The following is a 15,045-nucleotide window of genomic DNA, read 5'->3' as shown; positions in this document are numbered from 1 at the left end:
AGAACGATTTTAGCCAAAAAAAGAAAGGGAGACGATCCATGGAACGAATCCGTTTAGCAGACGATTTGACTTTTTCTCGCCTGATTCACGGCTGTTGGCGGCTCGCCGGCTGGGGCTATTCGGCCGAGCAGCTGCTCGGGCTCATCGAATTTTGCCTTGAGCGAGGCATTACCACGTTTGACCATGCTGATATTTACGGCAACTACACGTGCGAATCGCGCTTTGGCGAGGCGTTGGCGTTACAGCCAAGCTTGCGCGGCCAGATTGAGATCGTGACGAAATGTGGCATTAAGTTGCCATCGAAGTACGGAATGAAGTCGTACGATACAAGCAAAGATCATATCATCGCTTCGGTCGAGCAGTCGTTGCGGAATTTCCGCACCGATTATATCGATGTGCTGCTGATCCACCGCCCCGATCCATTCATGAACCCCGAAGAGGTGGCCGAGGCGTTTTTGCGGCTGAAACAGGATGGAAAGGTGCGCCATTTCGGCGTCTCGAACTTTAAACGTTCGCAGTGGGAAATGTTGCAGTCGTATTTGCCGTTTCCTCTCGTGACCAACCAAATCGAAGCATCGGCGTACCGGCTCGAAAATTTTGCAGACGGCACAGTGGATCTTTGTCTGGAAAAGCGGGTTCCGCCGATGGTGTGGTCGCCGCTCGCTGGTGGAGCGATTTTTTCCGCTGACGATGACCGGGCGGTGCGTCTGCGCGGGACGCTTGAACAAGTGCGGGGCGAAGCGGGCGCTGCGACGATCGATGAAGTGCTGTATGCGTGGCTTCTCGTTCATCCAGCGCGGATGATGCCGATTGTCGGATCGGGAAAACGAGAACGCATCGAGCGGGCGGTGCGGGCGCTGTCTTTGCCGCTTTCCCGCGAGCAATGGTTCGCCATTTGGCAAAGCTCCATGGGGCATGAGGTGCCATAAGGGGAGAAGCCGATGAAAGTCATTATTGCGGAAAAACCGGACCAAGGGGCGACGCTCGCCTCGATTTTTCAGACGAAAAAACGGCAAGGCTATATCGAAATTTTGCCGAATGACTTGTTTCCGGATGGGGCGTATATGACATGGGCGATCGGGCATTTGTTCCAGCTCGCCCCGCCCGAGCGGTACCGCCCGGAGTGGAAACGGTGGACGCTCAACACGTTGCCGATCGTCCCGGAACGGTTCGAGTATGAGATCGAAAAAGCGAAGGCGAAACAGTTTCAAGTGATTAAGGAGTTGCTGCGGAAGCCGGAAGTGACGGAAATCATCCATGCGGGAGACGCCGGGCGCGAGGGGGAGCTCATTGTGCGCAACGTGATCCGCCTGAGCGGCGTTAACAAGCCGATCAGGCGGCTTTGGCTGTCATCGTTGACCCCAAAGGCCATTGCCGAAGGATTTCGCCGCCTGCTCGATGAGCAGACGACGCGTCCGCTCTATGAAGAAGCGTATGCCCGCGCCTGCGCGGATTGGCTCGTCGGCATGAACGCTTCGCGCGTGTACAGCCTGTTGCTGAAAGAGCGCGGGATGAACGATGTGTTCTCCGTCGGGCGCGTGCAGACGCCGACCTTGGCTCTTATTGTCCGGCGCGAGCGGGAAATTGAGCAGTTCCGCCCTGAGCCGTTTTGGGAAGTCGTCGCTTCGTTTGTCATCGGCGATAAGCGCTATGAAGGAAAATGGACGGATGAAAACGGTCAAACGCGTCTCAAGGACGAGGAGATGGCGAAACAAATCGCGGCCTTTTGCCAAGGAAAACGAGCGGAAGTCGCCGACGTCCGCACCGAGCGGAAAACGTATCAGCCGCCGCTGTTGTTCAACTTGTCGACGCTGCAGGCGACAGCGAACAAGCTGTACCGCTTCTCGCCGAAAAAAACGCTCGATGTGCTGCAATCGCTCTACCAAAAAGGAATCGTTTCGTACCCGCGTTCTGATTCGATGCATGTGACTAGGGGAGAGGCGGAAACGTTCCCGGCCATTTTGCAAAAGCTGTCGTCGTTTCCGGCGTACGCTTCGTATTTTCCGCTGCCGCGGCCGTCGATTTTACAGAATAAACGTTATGTAAACGAGAAAAAAGTGACCGACCACTACGCGATCATCCCGACGGAACAGGTCGTTGACCTGGAGAAGCTGTCGGCCGACGAGCGAAAAGTGTACGATTTAGTCGTCCGCCGCTTGATCGCCGCCCACCACCAAGCGGCGGTCATGGATTATACGACCGTCACGACGTTGGTTGACGGTCGGGCTCGCTTCGTTTCGAAAGGAAGGCAAGTCGTTGAGGAGGGGTGGCGCACCGTCATCCGTCCGCATGAGGAGGAGAAAGATGCGGTGCTGCCCCCGCTCGAGCGGGGCGAAGCGGGGGAGGCGGCCGCTGTCAAGGTGAAAGAAGGGAAAACCGAGCCGCCGAAACGGTATACGGAAGGCGAACTCATCACCTTGATGAAAACGGCGGGAACATTTTTGGACGACGAGGAGCTGGAAAAAGTGCTCGCCAAAACGGAAGGGCTCGGCACGGAAGCGACAAGGGCGGCGATCATTACGATGCTGAAGGAACGAAAATACATTGAAGTAAAAAATAACCTCGTCCATCCGACGGAAAAGGCGAAAGTATTGATCGAGGCGCTTGGCGGCACGATTCTCGCCTCGCCGGAAATGACAGCGAAATGGGAGCAGCGCCTAAGCGAAATCGGTGAAGGAGCGGCCTCGCCCGCCGCGTTTATGGAACAGGTGAAAAAGCTGGCGCAAAAAGTGGTCGCTGACGCCATCGCCGCCGCCCCAGCTTGGAATTTCAACGGGGTCGACACCGCCTCGATCCAGCGGACGAGAACGAAAAAAACGATCGGTGAGAAGCTCGGGCCGTGCCCGCTTTGCGGAGGGACCGTCATCGACAAAGGAACGTTGTACGGCTGCGACCAGTACGCGAAAACAAAATGCTCGTTTACGATCTCCAAACGCATTCTCGGCAAATCGATTTCGGCGGCCAATGTGAAAAAGCTGCTGGCAAAAGGAAAAACCAATGTCATTAAAGGATTCAAAAAAGGCGGAAAAACGTTTGACGCTGTCCTTGTGTGGGATGAAAACGAGAAGAAATTGTCGTTTCAGTTTCCGAAGCGGTAATGAAGGCAACAGAGGAAGTAGGGGGCGGGGCGCTTGGCCCAAGGGCGGACCGATGGCGTCCCGCCTTTTTTGCGGGTTACTCCGTTTGCGGCTCTTGAATCCGTTCCATCAGCCGCTCCGGCTCGCTTGGCGCGGCAAAACCGAACCGCTCATACAATCCGTGCGCGTCTTTGGTCGCGAGCATCACCTTGCGGACCGCGGCGACATCGGGATGGGCGAGCACGCATGACAACAGCCATTTCCCGAGCCCATGCCCGCGGTATGCTTCATCGATGAACACGTCGCAGAGATAGGCGAATGTCGCCCCATCGGTGATGACGCGCGCCATGCCGATTTGTGCCTCTTCATGAAAAAGAGAAAAGCAAAGCGAATGGTCGAGCGATTTGACGATCGTTTCCCGGCTGCGCTCATTCGCCCAATACGAGCGAGCGAGAAAGCCGTATACGCGCTCAAGCTGCACGCGACGGCGGTCCGTTGTCACGGTAAACGGTCCGTTTTGGTAGTCGATGATCGTCCACATGATCCGGCCTCCTTTTTCATAAATGATACACCGAATCGGATCAGATGGAAACGATTTTGTTTTTAAACAATAATAATATTATGTAAACTAAAATCCCGGCCGTCTCCCTGAAGGCTAGTCAATGGTCGGGCGGCCGGCGGCAAGCGGCGATGCGAGCTGGGCGGTCGGGATAGTCGGTAAAGATCCCGTCCACGCCCATGGCGCATAGGCGCGCCAGATCGTGCGGCGCATTGACGGTATAGACATGGACGATGAGCCCGCGGCGATGGGCGGCGCGCACTCGCTCTTTGGTGACGGCCGAAAGCGGCAAGCCGATGCCATCGGCGTAGGAGGCGATTTGTCTCAGCCGTTGATCGTTCCAATGTTGCGCCTCCCTTCCGTCGATCAATTGGATGAGCGGAATGCCGCGCGGAATGAGCCGGCGCAGCGCCTCAAGGCTTTTTCGGGAAAACGATTGAAACATGACGCGGTCGGGGCGCAACATGTGATGGCTTTGCAGCAGGTGCGCGACGGCCTTTTCGATGCCGGGCTGTTTCGTTTCGATGTACAACGGGGCTTCCACACGCTCCGCTTTCAACAGCTGAATGACCTCATCAAGCGTCGGGACGCGCTCGCCGGCAAAGCGCGGAGCAAACCACGCCCCAGCATCCAACTTTTTGAGCTCACGAATTGAAAAATCGCTGACCTGCCATGGCGATCGGCGCGGATAGACTGTTTCGGCATTTGTCGTCCGGACGAGTGTGGCATCATGCAAAGCAACGAGCTTCCCGCCTCGGGTTGCCCGCACATCGACTTCGATATAGTCCGCCTGCATGCGGGCGGCGAGGCGGTAGGACGTGAGCGTATGCTCCGGCGCGTGTCCGGATGCGCCGCGGTGAGCGATGATGATCGGTTTCGGGGCGACGGACGGCTGTGCAGCGGTTGATGCGGCGAGGCCGAGCGGCAGGCACAATAACAACAACACATGAAGCCATTGGCGGAGGGCGGCGGTTCGGCGCAACGTCGTTCCCCCCTTTCTGTTTTGCATCATAATGCCCGGATGCGGCAGTTGTAAAGAGTTGGTTAAAACGTGCGGAAAATGCATCTGTATTTTGCCGCATGCAGCAAAATGATATTCGTTTTTTGCGCATAAAGAGCCGATTGGTGCTCCATACTATAAATGGCAATCAACGTTGGGCTATAGCCAAGCGGTAAGGCAACGGACTTTGACTCCGTGATGCGCTGGTTCGAATCCAGCTAGCCCAGCTGAATGGCCGGACGGGGCGGCATTCGCCACGTAGCCGGCAGGCAGAAACGGCTTCCGCCATGTCGTGCGGGGCCGTTTTTTCGTTCGCCGGACAGCGGGAACGAGCAAATACTTTCAACGTCCGGTTGTCTAGCAAGACTCCACATCCGATTTTCGAATATAAACAGCGCCGCAAAAAAAGGCGTAGTCGGCAGGACTTTGGCGAATGGCGGCGAATGCAAAAAGGGAAAGGGGAGAGCGACAATGAAAACAGCCGATTTATGCGATCAATTTTTAGACGAGTTGCAAGTATGCGAGTTGCCGTTCCAATCATATGGCGGAAAACAGATGTTTTCCGGGCCGATTGCGACGGTCGACGTGTTTGAGGACAACGTTCTTGTCCGGGAAGCGCTCGAGACCGTTCCAGCGGGGACGGTGCTTGTCATTGACGGAAAAGGGTCGCGCCGCGCCGCGCTATTAGGCGACCGGCTGGCGCAAATCGCTTGCGAGAGGGGGCTTGCTGGCGTCATCATCCACGGCTGCATCCGCGATTCAGCGGAAATTGGCGCCATGCCGATTGGAGTAATGGCGATCGGCACATGTCCCGTGAAAAGCAAAAAAGAAGGAAAAGGCGCCCGCGACGTTGTGCTCGAGTTTGGCGGCGTGCGCTGGGAGCCGGGCGCATACGTGTACGCCGATGCGGACGGCGTTGTCGTCGCGCGCGAAGATTTGTCAGTCAAAAATGGTTGACGGACGCCCCTAGGTTGTACTACGATGAAAACGGATGCTTGTTCCATGACAGTGTAGATATGGCGAAGAACAAACAAGGTGCCTAAGCCTGCTTAGGGGCTTGGGTGAAAAGGGAAGCCCGGTGAAAATCCGGCACGGTGCCCGCCACTGTGATGGGGAGCTTTGCGGCAGCAAGTCACTGAAGGATGCTTCGGGAAGACGCCGCCAAGCGATGATCCTAAGTCAGGAGACCTGCCTTGTTTGGATCGGACGGATGCCTACGGGACTATAGGCAGACGTGCGGGAGAATGATGGCTGCATAAGGCCTGTTTGGGTCGTTTATGACTTTTGTATACATTTTTCTGCACCTCTGCTGTAGAGGTGCTTTTTCTTTTGCCTGAAACCTGCCCGTCTGTCTGCATCTGAATTCTATCATTCTAGCCAAAAGGGGGGATTCGATGGCGACGTGGGACTTAACAGGGATGAAGCACCATGTGTTCATTTGCAACGGGGGGACGTGCCTCCGTCATGGCGGGGATGACGTCACATTGGCGGTCCGTGAAGAGATCACCCGCCTCGGGCTGGATGACCTCGTTCATACGACACGAACGCGCTGCAACGGCCGCTGCCAGGACGCGTGCGTGATGATCGTCTACCCGGACGGCATCTGGTACCGGCAGATGACGCCGGAGAAGGCAAAAGAGGTCATCCATCGCCATTTGCAAAGCGGCGAGCTGCTTCGTACATGGGCGACGTATGAATATTGTGAAGACGGGTTGGCCCGTCTTGACGGGACGGAGTCGGTTATTGGCATTCAAAAGAGGAGGATGTAATGATGGAATGGGCGAGTTATGCAATGTTAGCGATATTTCTCGGCATGCGTCATGGGATGGACAGCGACCATGTTGCGGCCATTGCGGATATGGTCGGAAGCGAGTCGCGGCGAAGACAGCAGTTGGCACTCGGAATCATGTACGCTATTGGACACGGAGCGATCGTGTTTGTCATGGGGATGGCGGCACTCGTAGTTGGTGCTCGGCTTCCCGAGTCGTCAGCCGCCGCCATTGAGCTCTTAGTTGGTGGTACGCTTGTGCTGCTTGGCGGGATGATGCTTTTTTCTCTTTTTCGGCGGGGTGAGGTGAAAAGCCGGTTTCAGCTCCTTTATGAGTTCGGCTATACGGTTACTCGATGGTTGCGGGGAGGGAGAGAAAGGGGCAGTTGCCGTCCTTTTTCGCATGTTGGTTGGGCTGGCGCCTTGATCATCGGCATCATTCATGGCATTGGCGTCGAAAGCCCGACCCAGCTAGCCATTATCACCCGCGCAGCCGGAAAAGTGCATGTGAGCGCCGCTGCCCTTCAGCTTGGGCTGTTTGTCGCCGGCCTGCTCATGGCGACGATGGCCACAGCGGCTGGATTATCATGGGGATTTTGGAAAGCAAAACAACGGGAACGGCTGTTTTATGTCCTTGGTGCGGTCACAGGGATTTACAGCATATGGTTAGGGATGTCGATGATAATCGAGATATGGAGAGGGGGGCTGTAAAGTGAGCGGCAAACTGCTCATTGTCGGCTTCGGCCCAGGCAGTGTTGACCATATGACGAAGCGGGCCCGCGAAGCGATTGAAGAAAGCGACGTCATCATCGGCTATAAAACGTACATCGAACTGGTGCGCGACTTGATTGTTGGCAAGGAAATCATCAGCACCGGCATGACCGAAGAGGTGAGCCGCGCCCAAGCGGCGGTGAAATGGGCGGAGCGCGGCAAAACGGTCGCCGTCATTTCCAGCGGTGACGCCGGGCTGTACGGCATGGCGGGACTTGTCTACGAAGTGCTGATTGAAAAAGGCTGGACGAAAGACGATCCGATTCAAGTGGAAGTCATCCCGGGCATTTCCGCCATTCACTCGTGCGCCGCTTTGCTTGGGGCGCCGATTATGCACGATGCATGCACGATCAGCTTGAGCGACCATTTGACGCCGTGGGAGCTGATTGAAAAGCGGCTCGAAGCCGCGGCGGCGGCCGATTTTGTCATCGCGCTTTACAACCCGAAAAGCGGGCGGCGCACTAGGCAGATTGTGGAAGCGCAGCGCATCCTGCTCCGCCACCGGGCGCCGACGACACCAGTCGGACTAGTGAAAAGCGCGTACCGTGAGCGGCAGCAGATCGTCCTCACCGACTTGGCGCATATGCTTGACCATGAAATCGGCATGTTGACGACGGTCATTATCGGCAATTCGACGACATTCGTTCACGATGGGCTCATGATCACGCCGCGCGGCTACCAGCGCAAGTATCAACTAACCGCGGCCGTCCAGCCGCTCAAGCCGCATGAGCGGCTGCGCAAAGAAGCGGAGCCGTGGGCGCTTGACCAGACGAGACCGCTGAAAGATGAGGACGAAGGAAGCACGGAGGCGCCGAGGGCATCAGCGTCGTCCAAGGAGGCTGTCCTCGCCGGGGGCAGTCAGGAGGATCGTGCTTTCACCACCTGGGCCACCGCGGTTCGCCCCTCGGTTGTTGCCACGGTCGCGAAGGAGGCCGAGCCAACGCCGCCGGCTTCCGTTTTTTCGAATTTTTCCACATCGCTCGCCAACACAGCAGAACGGCAGCCGGCCGCCGCGTCAAAACGGGTGAAAGAAACAGCCGAAGACGCGCTCGCCGCTTTAGAGAGACGGAAAACAAGACAGACAGCCCCCGTGCTGTTCGAAGCCGCCGTGAGTCCGGGCGTGGCCAATAAACAGTTCACTCCGGAACAGCTCATGGTGCTCGCGGAAGTGGTAGGGCCGGATGGAAAAATGACCTACACACCCGATCATTATATGAAAATCGAACGGGTGACGGAAGATCCGGATGGACTGATCGCCCGGCTCGAGGCCGCCGGACTGATGGTCATGCCGATCGGTGATGTGCTGACGGTGAAGGCATGTGATTTTTGCGACGGGGAGAAAAAAGACGCCATTCCGTACGCGGAGGAATTGGCGCGGCGATTGGGCGGCATGGCGTTGCCGAAAGAGTTGAAGCTCGGCATCAACGGCTGCGGGATGGCGTGCTATGGCGCGGTGCGCGAAGACATCGGGCTTGTGTATCGGAAAGGGAAATTTGATTTGTTTTTGGGTGGAAAAACGGTCGGCCGCAACGCCCATCCCGGCCAGCTCGTTGCGGAAGGCATTCCTCCGGAGGAGATGGTGGCGGTTGTGACGGACATCATTGAGCAGTACAAAGAACACGCCCATCCGAATGAACGATTTCATAAATTTTTTGCCCGTGTGAAACAAATCGGCCGCTTTTCGCACGAAGAGGCCAAGACGGCGACGATGATCGAAACGCCGGCATGCGGCGAGTAACCGTCAGATTGAGCGACACGAAAGAGAGGAGAACGAACATGAGAGCTATTTTGTTTGTCGGCCATGGAAGCCGCGACCCGGAAGGGAACGAGCAAGTGGTGCAGTTTGTTGAGCGGCTGCGGCCGCGCCTTGCCGCTTCCTTTCATGTCGAAACGTGCTTCCTTGAATTTGGCCGTCCGTCGATCGGCGAAGGAATCGAACGTTGCGCCGAAGCCGGGGCAACGGAAGTGGCGGTTCTTCCGCTCATTTTATTGCCGGCTGGTCATTCGAAGCTGCATATCCCGGCGGAAATCGACGAGGCGAAAGCACGCTACCCGCATATGGTGTTCCGCTACGGCCGCCCCATCGGCGTTCATGAGCAGACGTTTGTGATTTTGCGCGAACGATTGCAAGAAATCGGCGAACGGCCGGAGCAGCCGGACGACGGAACGGCGGTCATTTTGCTCGGCCGCGGCGGAAGTGACCCGGATGCAAACAGCGATTTGTATAAAATCGCGCGCTTGTTTTGGGAACAGACCGATTATGCGCTCATTGAGCCGGCGTTTATGGGCGTGACCACCCCGTCGCTCGATGATGCCGTCCGCCGCTGTTTGGCTCTTGGAGCGAAACGGATCGTCATCTTGCCGTATTTTTTGTTCACCGGCGTGCTCATCAAGCGGCTCGAGCGGCAAGTGGCGCAGTACCAAGCTGAGCACTCGCATATCTCATTTGCGCTTGCCGGCTATTTCGGCTTTCATCCGAAGCTGGAGGCGATCGTGCTTGACCGCCTCAACGAGGTGCTCGGCCAAGCGGTGGCGATGAATTGCGATGTCTGCCAATATCGGCTGCACGCCGCCCACCATCATCACCACCATCACCATCATTAAAGGAGGAAAGCGTCGATGATTTTGATGTTAGCCGGAACAAGCGATGCCCGCGAATTGGCGGTGATGATTCGGCATGCTGGCTATGATGTCGTTGCGACGGTCGTCACCGACCACGCGGCCGAACAGCTCCGGTCGGCTGGCATTCGCGCCCATGTCGGCCGCTTGGATGCGTCCCAGCTTGCCGAGCTGGCCCAAGCTGAGGGGGCCAAAGCGATCGTGGATGCGAGCCATCCGTTTGCCGAAGAAGCGTCGAAAAACGCCATGCAAGCGGCGGCCGCTGCCGGATTGCCGTACATCCGCTACGAACGGCAGGCGTCCTCGTTTTCATCCGAGAAGGTGACATTTGTCGACAGCTATGAAGAAGCGGCTGACTTGGCGGCGGAAAAAGGCGGCGTCGTGATGTTGACGACCGGCAGCAAAACGCTCGACATTTTTGCCGCGAGGCTCATCGGGCGGCCGAACGTCAAGGTGATCGCGCGGATGCTGCCGCGAAAAGACAATCTCGACAAATGCGAGCGGCTCGGGTTTTCCCAAGAGCAGATCGTCATGATGCAAGGGCCGTTTACAAAAGAGCTCGATCGGGCGCTCTACCGCCATTTCGGTGTCACGGTCGTCGTCACGAAAGAAAGCGGCAAAGTCGGGTTTGTCGATGAGAAAATCGCCGCCGCGGAGGAGCTCGGCATCGAGGTCATCGTCATCCGCCGTCCGCGGTTGCCATACGGCATCGTACACCACGATTTTGCCGGCGTGCTCGAGGCGTTGAAGCAGCACGCGCCGCTTCCAACCGTGTGAAGAAAGGGCTTCTAGCGGCCGCTCATGCAAGCGATCATAAGGAAGAAAGGAGAAAATTGGAATGGAATTCCATACCACATTTCGTCCGGCGACGGTGCAGCCGGAACAAATTGAAGCGCGCAGCTTTCAAATCATTGACGAAGAGATCGGCGAGCATTCGTTTACGGAAGAACAATACCGAATCGTTCAGCGCGTCATCCATGCCTCAGCTGATTTTGAGCTGGGAAAAAGCCTCCTTTTCCATCCGGATGCCATTCGTTCAGGCATTGACGCCATTCGCCAAGGCAAGCCCGTCGTCGCCGATGTGCAGATGGTGCAAGCTGGCGTCAATCAAGCGCGCCTTGCGAAATTCGGGAGTTCGGTGCGCGTGTATATTTCCGATGAAGACGTCATCGCCGAAGCGAAGCGGCTCAATACGACAAGGGCGATCATCGCCATGCGCAAAGCGGTGAAAGAAGCGGAAGGCGGCATTTTTGCCATCGGCAACGCGCCGACCGCGCTGTTGGAGCTCATTCGCCTCATCAAAGAAGGAGAGGCGCGGCCCGGATTGGTAATCGGCTTGCCGGTCGGATTCGTTTCGGCGGCGGAATCGAAAGAAGAATTGGCGAAGCTCGATGTGCCGTTTATCACCAACCGCGGCCGCAAAGGAGGAAGCACGGTGACCGTCGCCGCCTTGAACGCTTTATCGCTGCTGGCCGAGCGAGCGTGACGCACGATGGAAACAAAAAAAACACTGCGTGAAGGGTATACGACCGGATCGTGCGCAACAGCCGCCACGAAGGCCGCGCTCAAGGCGCTTATCACGGGCGAGGCCCAGACGGAGGCGACGATCCGTCTGCCGATCGGGCGGGTGGTGACCTTTTCGCTTGCCTCTTGTTCGTTCAATGGTGAAACGGCGACGGCGGCCGTTGTGAAAGACGGCGGCGATGATCCGGATGCGACGCATGGCGCGCTCATCGTTTCCACTGTTTCGTGGACTTCGTCGCCGGGCGTTCATATCGATGGCGGTGAAGGGGTCGGGCGCGTCACCAAACCCGGCTTGCCGGTGCCGGTCGGGGAAGCGGCGATCAATCCCGTGCCGCGCAAAATGATTCATGAAGCCGTCAACGAAGTGCTCAAGCAACACGGCATCGACCGCGGGGTGAACGTTGTCATTTCCGTGCCGGGCGGCGAAGAGATTGCGAAAAAAACGTTGAATGCTCGTCTTGGGATCATCGGCGGCATTTCGATTTTAGGGACGCGCGGCATCGTCGTTCCGTTTTCCACTGCCGCTTATCGGGCGAGCATCGTGCAGGCGCTTCAAGTGGCGAAAGCGAACGGCTGTCGCCATGTCGTCATTACGACCGGGGGGCGGAGCGAGAAATACGCCATGCAAGAATATCCCCATTTGCCGGAAGAAGCGTTTATTGAAATGGGCGACTTTGTCGGGTTTACGCTCAAACAATGCAAACGTCTTGGCATTAGGACGGTGTCGATGGTTGGGATGATGGGAAAATTTTCGAAAGTCGCCCAAGGGGTGATGATGGTGCACTCGAAAAGTGCTCCGGTTGACTTCGGTTTTTTGGCAGCGCTCGCTCGACAAGCCGGGGCTTCCGAGGAGCTGGTTGACGCCGTGCGAGGGGCGAATACGGCGGCGCAAGTCGGCGACATGATGCAAGAAGCCGGTTGCACGAAGTTTTTCGAGTTGTTGTGCGCGGCGTGCTGCCAGGCGGCGCTCAACGAAGTCGGAGGTGGTCTGACGGTGGCTGCGTCCATTTACACGATGAACGGACAACGATTAGGAAAGGCGGTGCTGTTGGATGGCGACGATGAAGTTGATCGGAGTGGGAGCTGACGGGCCAGCGAGCCTTCCCGATCTATATCAGCGCTGGATCATGGAAAGCGAGCTGCTCGTCGGTGGCGAACGGCAGCTGGCGATGTTTCCGGCATATCAAGGAGAAACGATCGTGATTCGCAGCGGGCTGAGCGAGCTCGTCGAGCGACTCCGTCATGAGACGCGCCGGACGGTTGTGTTGGCTTCCGGTGATCCGCTCTTTTATGGAATCGGCAGCTATTTGGCCGGCAAATTGCCGATCGACGTGTATCCGGCCGTCAGCTCGGTGCAATGGGCGTTTGCCAAAATGGGGGAATCATGGCAGGATGCCGCGTTCATCAGTGTGCACGGCCGGCCGTTGACTGGACTCGCCCAACGCATTGATGGACAGCGCAAAGTGGCCATTTTAACCGATGAGACCAATTCGCCGGCTGTGATCGCCCGCTACTTGCTTGAATACGGCATGACGGAGTATGAGGCGTTTGTCGGCGAGGAGCTCGGCGGACCGAATGAGCGTTGCCGGTTTTTCAAGCTAGAAGAAATGGTGGAAGCCGAGTTTCTTCCATTAAATATAGTCGTGCTGCGGAGGACGGCGCCCAGTCCTTCTTGGCCGCTCGGCATTGAGGATGACGAGTTTTTTCAGCGCAAACCAGACAAAGGGTTGATTACGAAAAAAGAAGTGCGCGTGCTCAGCTTGAGTGCTTTGCGCTTGCGCCCGGACAGCGTCGTCTGGGATATCGGCACGTGCACCGGTTCGGTGGCCATTGAAGCGGCGAAAATCGCCCGCGACGGGGCAGTGTTTGCGATTGAAAAAAATGAACACGATGTGGAGATTTGCTGGCAAAACTTGCGCAAATTCCGCGTTGACATCACGCTTGTGCACGGCAAGGCCCCTGATCGGCTTGATGAGTTTGCTGACCCGGATGCCATCTTTATCGGCGGCACGTCAGGCGCGATGGCGCCGCTGTTGGACGTCTGTGCGAAACGGTTGAAGAAAAACGGGCGCATCGTGATCAACGCGGCGACGGTTGAGACGCTTGCCGAAGCGGGCCGCGAGCTGCGCAGCCGTGGGTTTCATGTTGACATCACGCTCGCGCAAGTGTCGCGAAGCAAGCCGATTTTAGAGTTGACGCGTTTTGAGGCGCTCAATCCGGTGTATATCATAACAGCCAAGCGGGAGGGAGACGAATGACCGGCACGTTGTACGGCGTTGGCGTCGGCCCGGGCGATCCTGAGCTCATGACGGTGAAGGCGTATCGCCGCCTGAAAGAAGCGGACGTCATCGCGTATCCGAAAAAGGGACGGCAAAGCAAAAGTTATGCGGAACAAATCATTGATGCGTATTTTGCCCCAGAGGAAAAACGGCGTCTCGGCTTGCATTTTCCAATGACAAAAGACTCAGCAGTGCTTGAGCCGAAGTGGAACGAGGCGGCGGACGCCATCTGGTCGGAACTGGCGGCCGGACGCGATGTGGCGTTTGTGACCGAAGGCGATCCGCTGCTGTACAGCACGTTCATCCATTTGATGCGCGTGATGGAACAGCGTTATCCAGAAGCGCCGATTGAAGTCATCCCAGGGGTCAGTTCGGCGAACGCTGCCGCCGCTCGGCTGCGTCTGCCGTTGGCGGATGGGGATGAAACCGTGGCGATCGTGCCGGCGCGCGATGATTATGAGGCGATGAAAGCCGCCCTTCTTCGACACGATTGCGTCGTTTTTTTTAAGGTGGCGAAAGTGATCGATCTCCTGATCGACTTGCTGCGCGAGCTCGATTTGCTTCAGCGCGCCGCCGTCATCACGAAGGTGACGTCCGGCGAGGAAGTGGTGTGGAACGTTGAGGAATTGGACGGCGCGTCGCTGGAATATTTGACATTGATGGTGGTGAGAAAGTGAAGCTGTATATCGTAGGGGCGGGGCCGGGAGCGCCGGACTTGATCACCGTCCGCGGCGCCGAGCTTTTGGCTGCGGCGGATGCCATTTTTTACACCGATTCGTTGGTGAGCGAGGAATTGATTGAACGCTACCGGAAGCCGGATGCTGACGTTTTTCATACCGCCGGCATGCATTTAGAAGAAATGGTCGCGGCGATGGTGGAACAAGCGAAACAAGGCCGGCTTGTCGTGCGTGTTCATACCGGTGATCCATCGATTTACGGGGCAACGCTTGAGCAAATCGCTTTGTTGAAAGAAGAAGGAATGGAAGTGGAAATCGTCCCCGGCGTCAGTTCGGCGTTTGCCGCCGCGGCAGCTGTGCAGTCGGAGCTCACCGTCCCGGAATTGACGCAAACCGTCATTTTCACCCGCGCTGAGGGGCGGACGCCGATGCCGCCGCGCGAGAAATTGCAAGAACTGGCCAAACATCATTGCACCCTTGTCCTCTTTTTAAGCGCAACGTTGGCAAAAAAAGTAAGAGCGGCGCTCCTTGAAGCGGGCTGGAGCGGTGAGACGCCCGTCGTGATCGTCTATAAGGCGACGTGGCCGGATGAGATGGTGATTCGCTCTACCGTTGCCGCCATGGCTGACGATATGCGGCGCCATGGCGTGACGAAACACGCGATCATGTTGGCCGGTTGGGCGCTCGATCCTCATGTTCATGAGCGCGGTTACCGTTCGAAGCTATACGACCGCACGTTTACGCATGGATACCGGAAGGGGGAGAAGTAAG

Annotated in this window: 15 protein-coding genes, 1 tRNA gene and 1 riboswitch; of the genes, 14 read left to right on the top strand and 2 right to left on the bottom strand. The window is 57.1% G+C overall.

Translation table 11 applies throughout. The features are described from left to right. Positions 1 to 38 precede the first annotated feature (38 nt). Together ETC05_RS12590 and ETC05_RS12585 are read left to right on the top strand one after the other, a co-directional pair. Entirely contained in the window at positions 39 to 929 is an 891-nt protein-coding gene (locus ETC05_RS12590) for an aldo/keto reductase (RefSeq protein WP_171661148.1), read from the top strand. A gap of 12 nt (positions 930 to 941) precedes the next feature. After that, positions 942 to 3,098: a DNA topoisomerase III gene (locus ETC05_RS12585; protein ID WP_171661147.1), complete on the top strand. Its 2,157-nt coding sequence runs from the start codon at positions 942 to 944 to the stop codon at positions 3,096 to 3,098. A 76-nt stretch (positions 3,099 to 3,174) separates the two neighbouring features. Here ETC05_RS12585 and ETC05_RS12580 read toward each other — a convergent pair whose 3' ends face one another. Then, complete coding sequence (locus ETC05_RS12580) at positions 3,175 to 3,618, bottom strand: GNAT family N-acetyltransferase (RefSeq protein ID WP_031409356.1); 444 nt, start codon at positions 3,616 to 3,618, stop codon at positions 3,175 to 3,177. 118 nt (positions 3,619 to 3,736) lie between these two features. Next, positions 3,737 to 4,618, bottom strand: a complete 882-nt coding sequence (locus tag ETC05_RS12575) for a glycerophosphodiester phosphodiesterase family protein (RefSeq protein WP_253264012.1) — start codon at positions 4,616 to 4,618, stop codon at positions 3,737 to 3,739. 173 nt (positions 4,619 to 4,791) lie between these two features. Here ETC05_RS12575 and ETC05_RS12570 point away from each other — a divergent pair. The 12 genes from ETC05_RS12570 (at position 4,792) to cobM (ending at position 15,044) form a co-directional block, all read left to right on the top strand. Next, positions 4,792 to 4,863: transfer RNA gene (locus ETC05_RS12570), tRNA-Gln, on the top strand. A 244-nt stretch (positions 4,864 to 5,107) separates the two neighbouring features. Then, positions 5,108 to 5,593 (top strand): ribonuclease E activity regulator RraA, encoded by a 486-nt coding sequence (gene rraA, locus ETC05_RS12565; RefSeq protein ID WP_171661146.1) that lies wholly within the window; start codon positions 5,108 to 5,110, stop codon positions 5,591 to 5,593. A gap of 59 nt (positions 5,594 to 5,652) precedes the next feature. Next, positions 5,653 to 5,846: riboswitch (cobalamin riboswitch) on the top strand. A gap of 184 nt (positions 5,847 to 6,030) precedes the next feature. After that, positions 6,031 to 6,405 (top strand): (2Fe-2S) ferredoxin domain-containing protein, encoded by a 375-nt coding sequence (locus ETC05_RS12560; RefSeq protein WP_031409362.1) that lies wholly within the window; start codon positions 6,031 to 6,033, stop codon positions 6,403 to 6,405. A 2-nt stretch (positions 6,406 to 6,407) separates the two neighbouring features. After that, the gene (locus tag ETC05_RS12555; RefSeq protein WP_237746911.1) at positions 6,408 to 7,115 is read left to right on the top strand and encodes a HoxN/HupN/NixA family nickel/cobalt transporter; all 708 of its coding nucleotides are present in this window, start codon (positions 6,408 to 6,410) and stop codon (positions 7,113 to 7,115) included. A gap of 1 nt (position 7,116) precedes the next feature. Further along, positions 7,117 to 8,913 (top strand): precorrin-3B C(17)-methyltransferase, encoded by a 1,797-nt coding sequence (cobJ, locus tag ETC05_RS12550; RefSeq protein ID WP_171661145.1) that lies wholly within the window; start codon positions 7,117 to 7,119, stop codon positions 8,911 to 8,913. 38 nt (positions 8,914 to 8,951) lie between these two features. After that, complete coding sequence (locus tag ETC05_RS12545; protein ID WP_171661144.1) at positions 8,952 to 9,779, top strand: sirohydrochlorin chelatase; 828 nt, start codon at positions 8,952 to 8,954, stop codon at positions 9,777 to 9,779. Between the two features lie 15 nt (positions 9,780 to 9,794). After that, positions 9,795 to 10,571, top strand: a complete 777-nt coding sequence (cobK, locus tag ETC05_RS12540) for a precorrin-6A reductase (protein WP_031409370.1) — start codon at positions 9,795 to 9,797, stop codon at positions 10,569 to 10,571. Positions 10,572 to 10,632: 61 nt separating this feature from the next. Beyond that, positions 10,633 to 11,280, top strand: a complete 648-nt coding sequence (locus ETC05_RS12535; protein WP_031409372.1) for a precorrin-8X methylmutase — start codon at positions 10,633 to 10,635, stop codon at positions 11,278 to 11,280. A gap of 6 nt (positions 11,281 to 11,286) precedes the next feature. Next, positions 11,287 to 12,405, top strand: a complete 1,119-nt coding sequence (locus tag ETC05_RS12530) for a cobalt-precorrin-5B (C(1))-methyltransferase (RefSeq protein WP_031410596.1) — start codon at positions 11,287 to 11,289, stop codon at positions 12,403 to 12,405. Beyond that, positions 12,371 to 13,576, top strand: a complete 1,206-nt coding sequence (gene cbiE / locus ETC05_RS12525; RefSeq protein WP_171661143.1) for a precorrin-6y C5,15-methyltransferase (decarboxylating) subunit CbiE — start codon at positions 12,371 to 12,373, stop codon at positions 13,574 to 13,576. Before ETC05_RS12530 ends, cbiE begins: the two co-directional genes overlap by 35 nt. Further along, positions 13,573 to 14,274: a precorrin-2 C(20)-methyltransferase gene (gene cobI, locus ETC05_RS12520; RefSeq protein ID WP_171661142.1), complete on the top strand. Its 702-nt coding sequence runs from the start codon at positions 13,573 to 13,575 to the stop codon at positions 14,272 to 14,274. The genes cbiE and cobI overlap by 4 nt, the downstream gene beginning before the upstream one ends. Continuing rightward, entirely contained in the window at positions 14,271 to 15,044 is a 774-nt protein-coding gene (gene cobM / locus ETC05_RS12515) for a precorrin-4 C(11)-methyltransferase (protein WP_031409378.1), read from the top strand. Before cobI ends, cobM begins: the two co-directional genes overlap by 4 nt. Position 15,045: the final 1 nt, after the last annotated feature.

The organism is Geobacillus sp. BMUD, from assembly GCF_013096845.1.
Lineage (GTDB): Bacteria > Bacillota > Bacilli > Bacillales > Anoxybacillaceae > Geobacillus > Geobacillus vulcani.
This window is presented reverse-complemented; position numbering and strand designations above follow the sequence as displayed.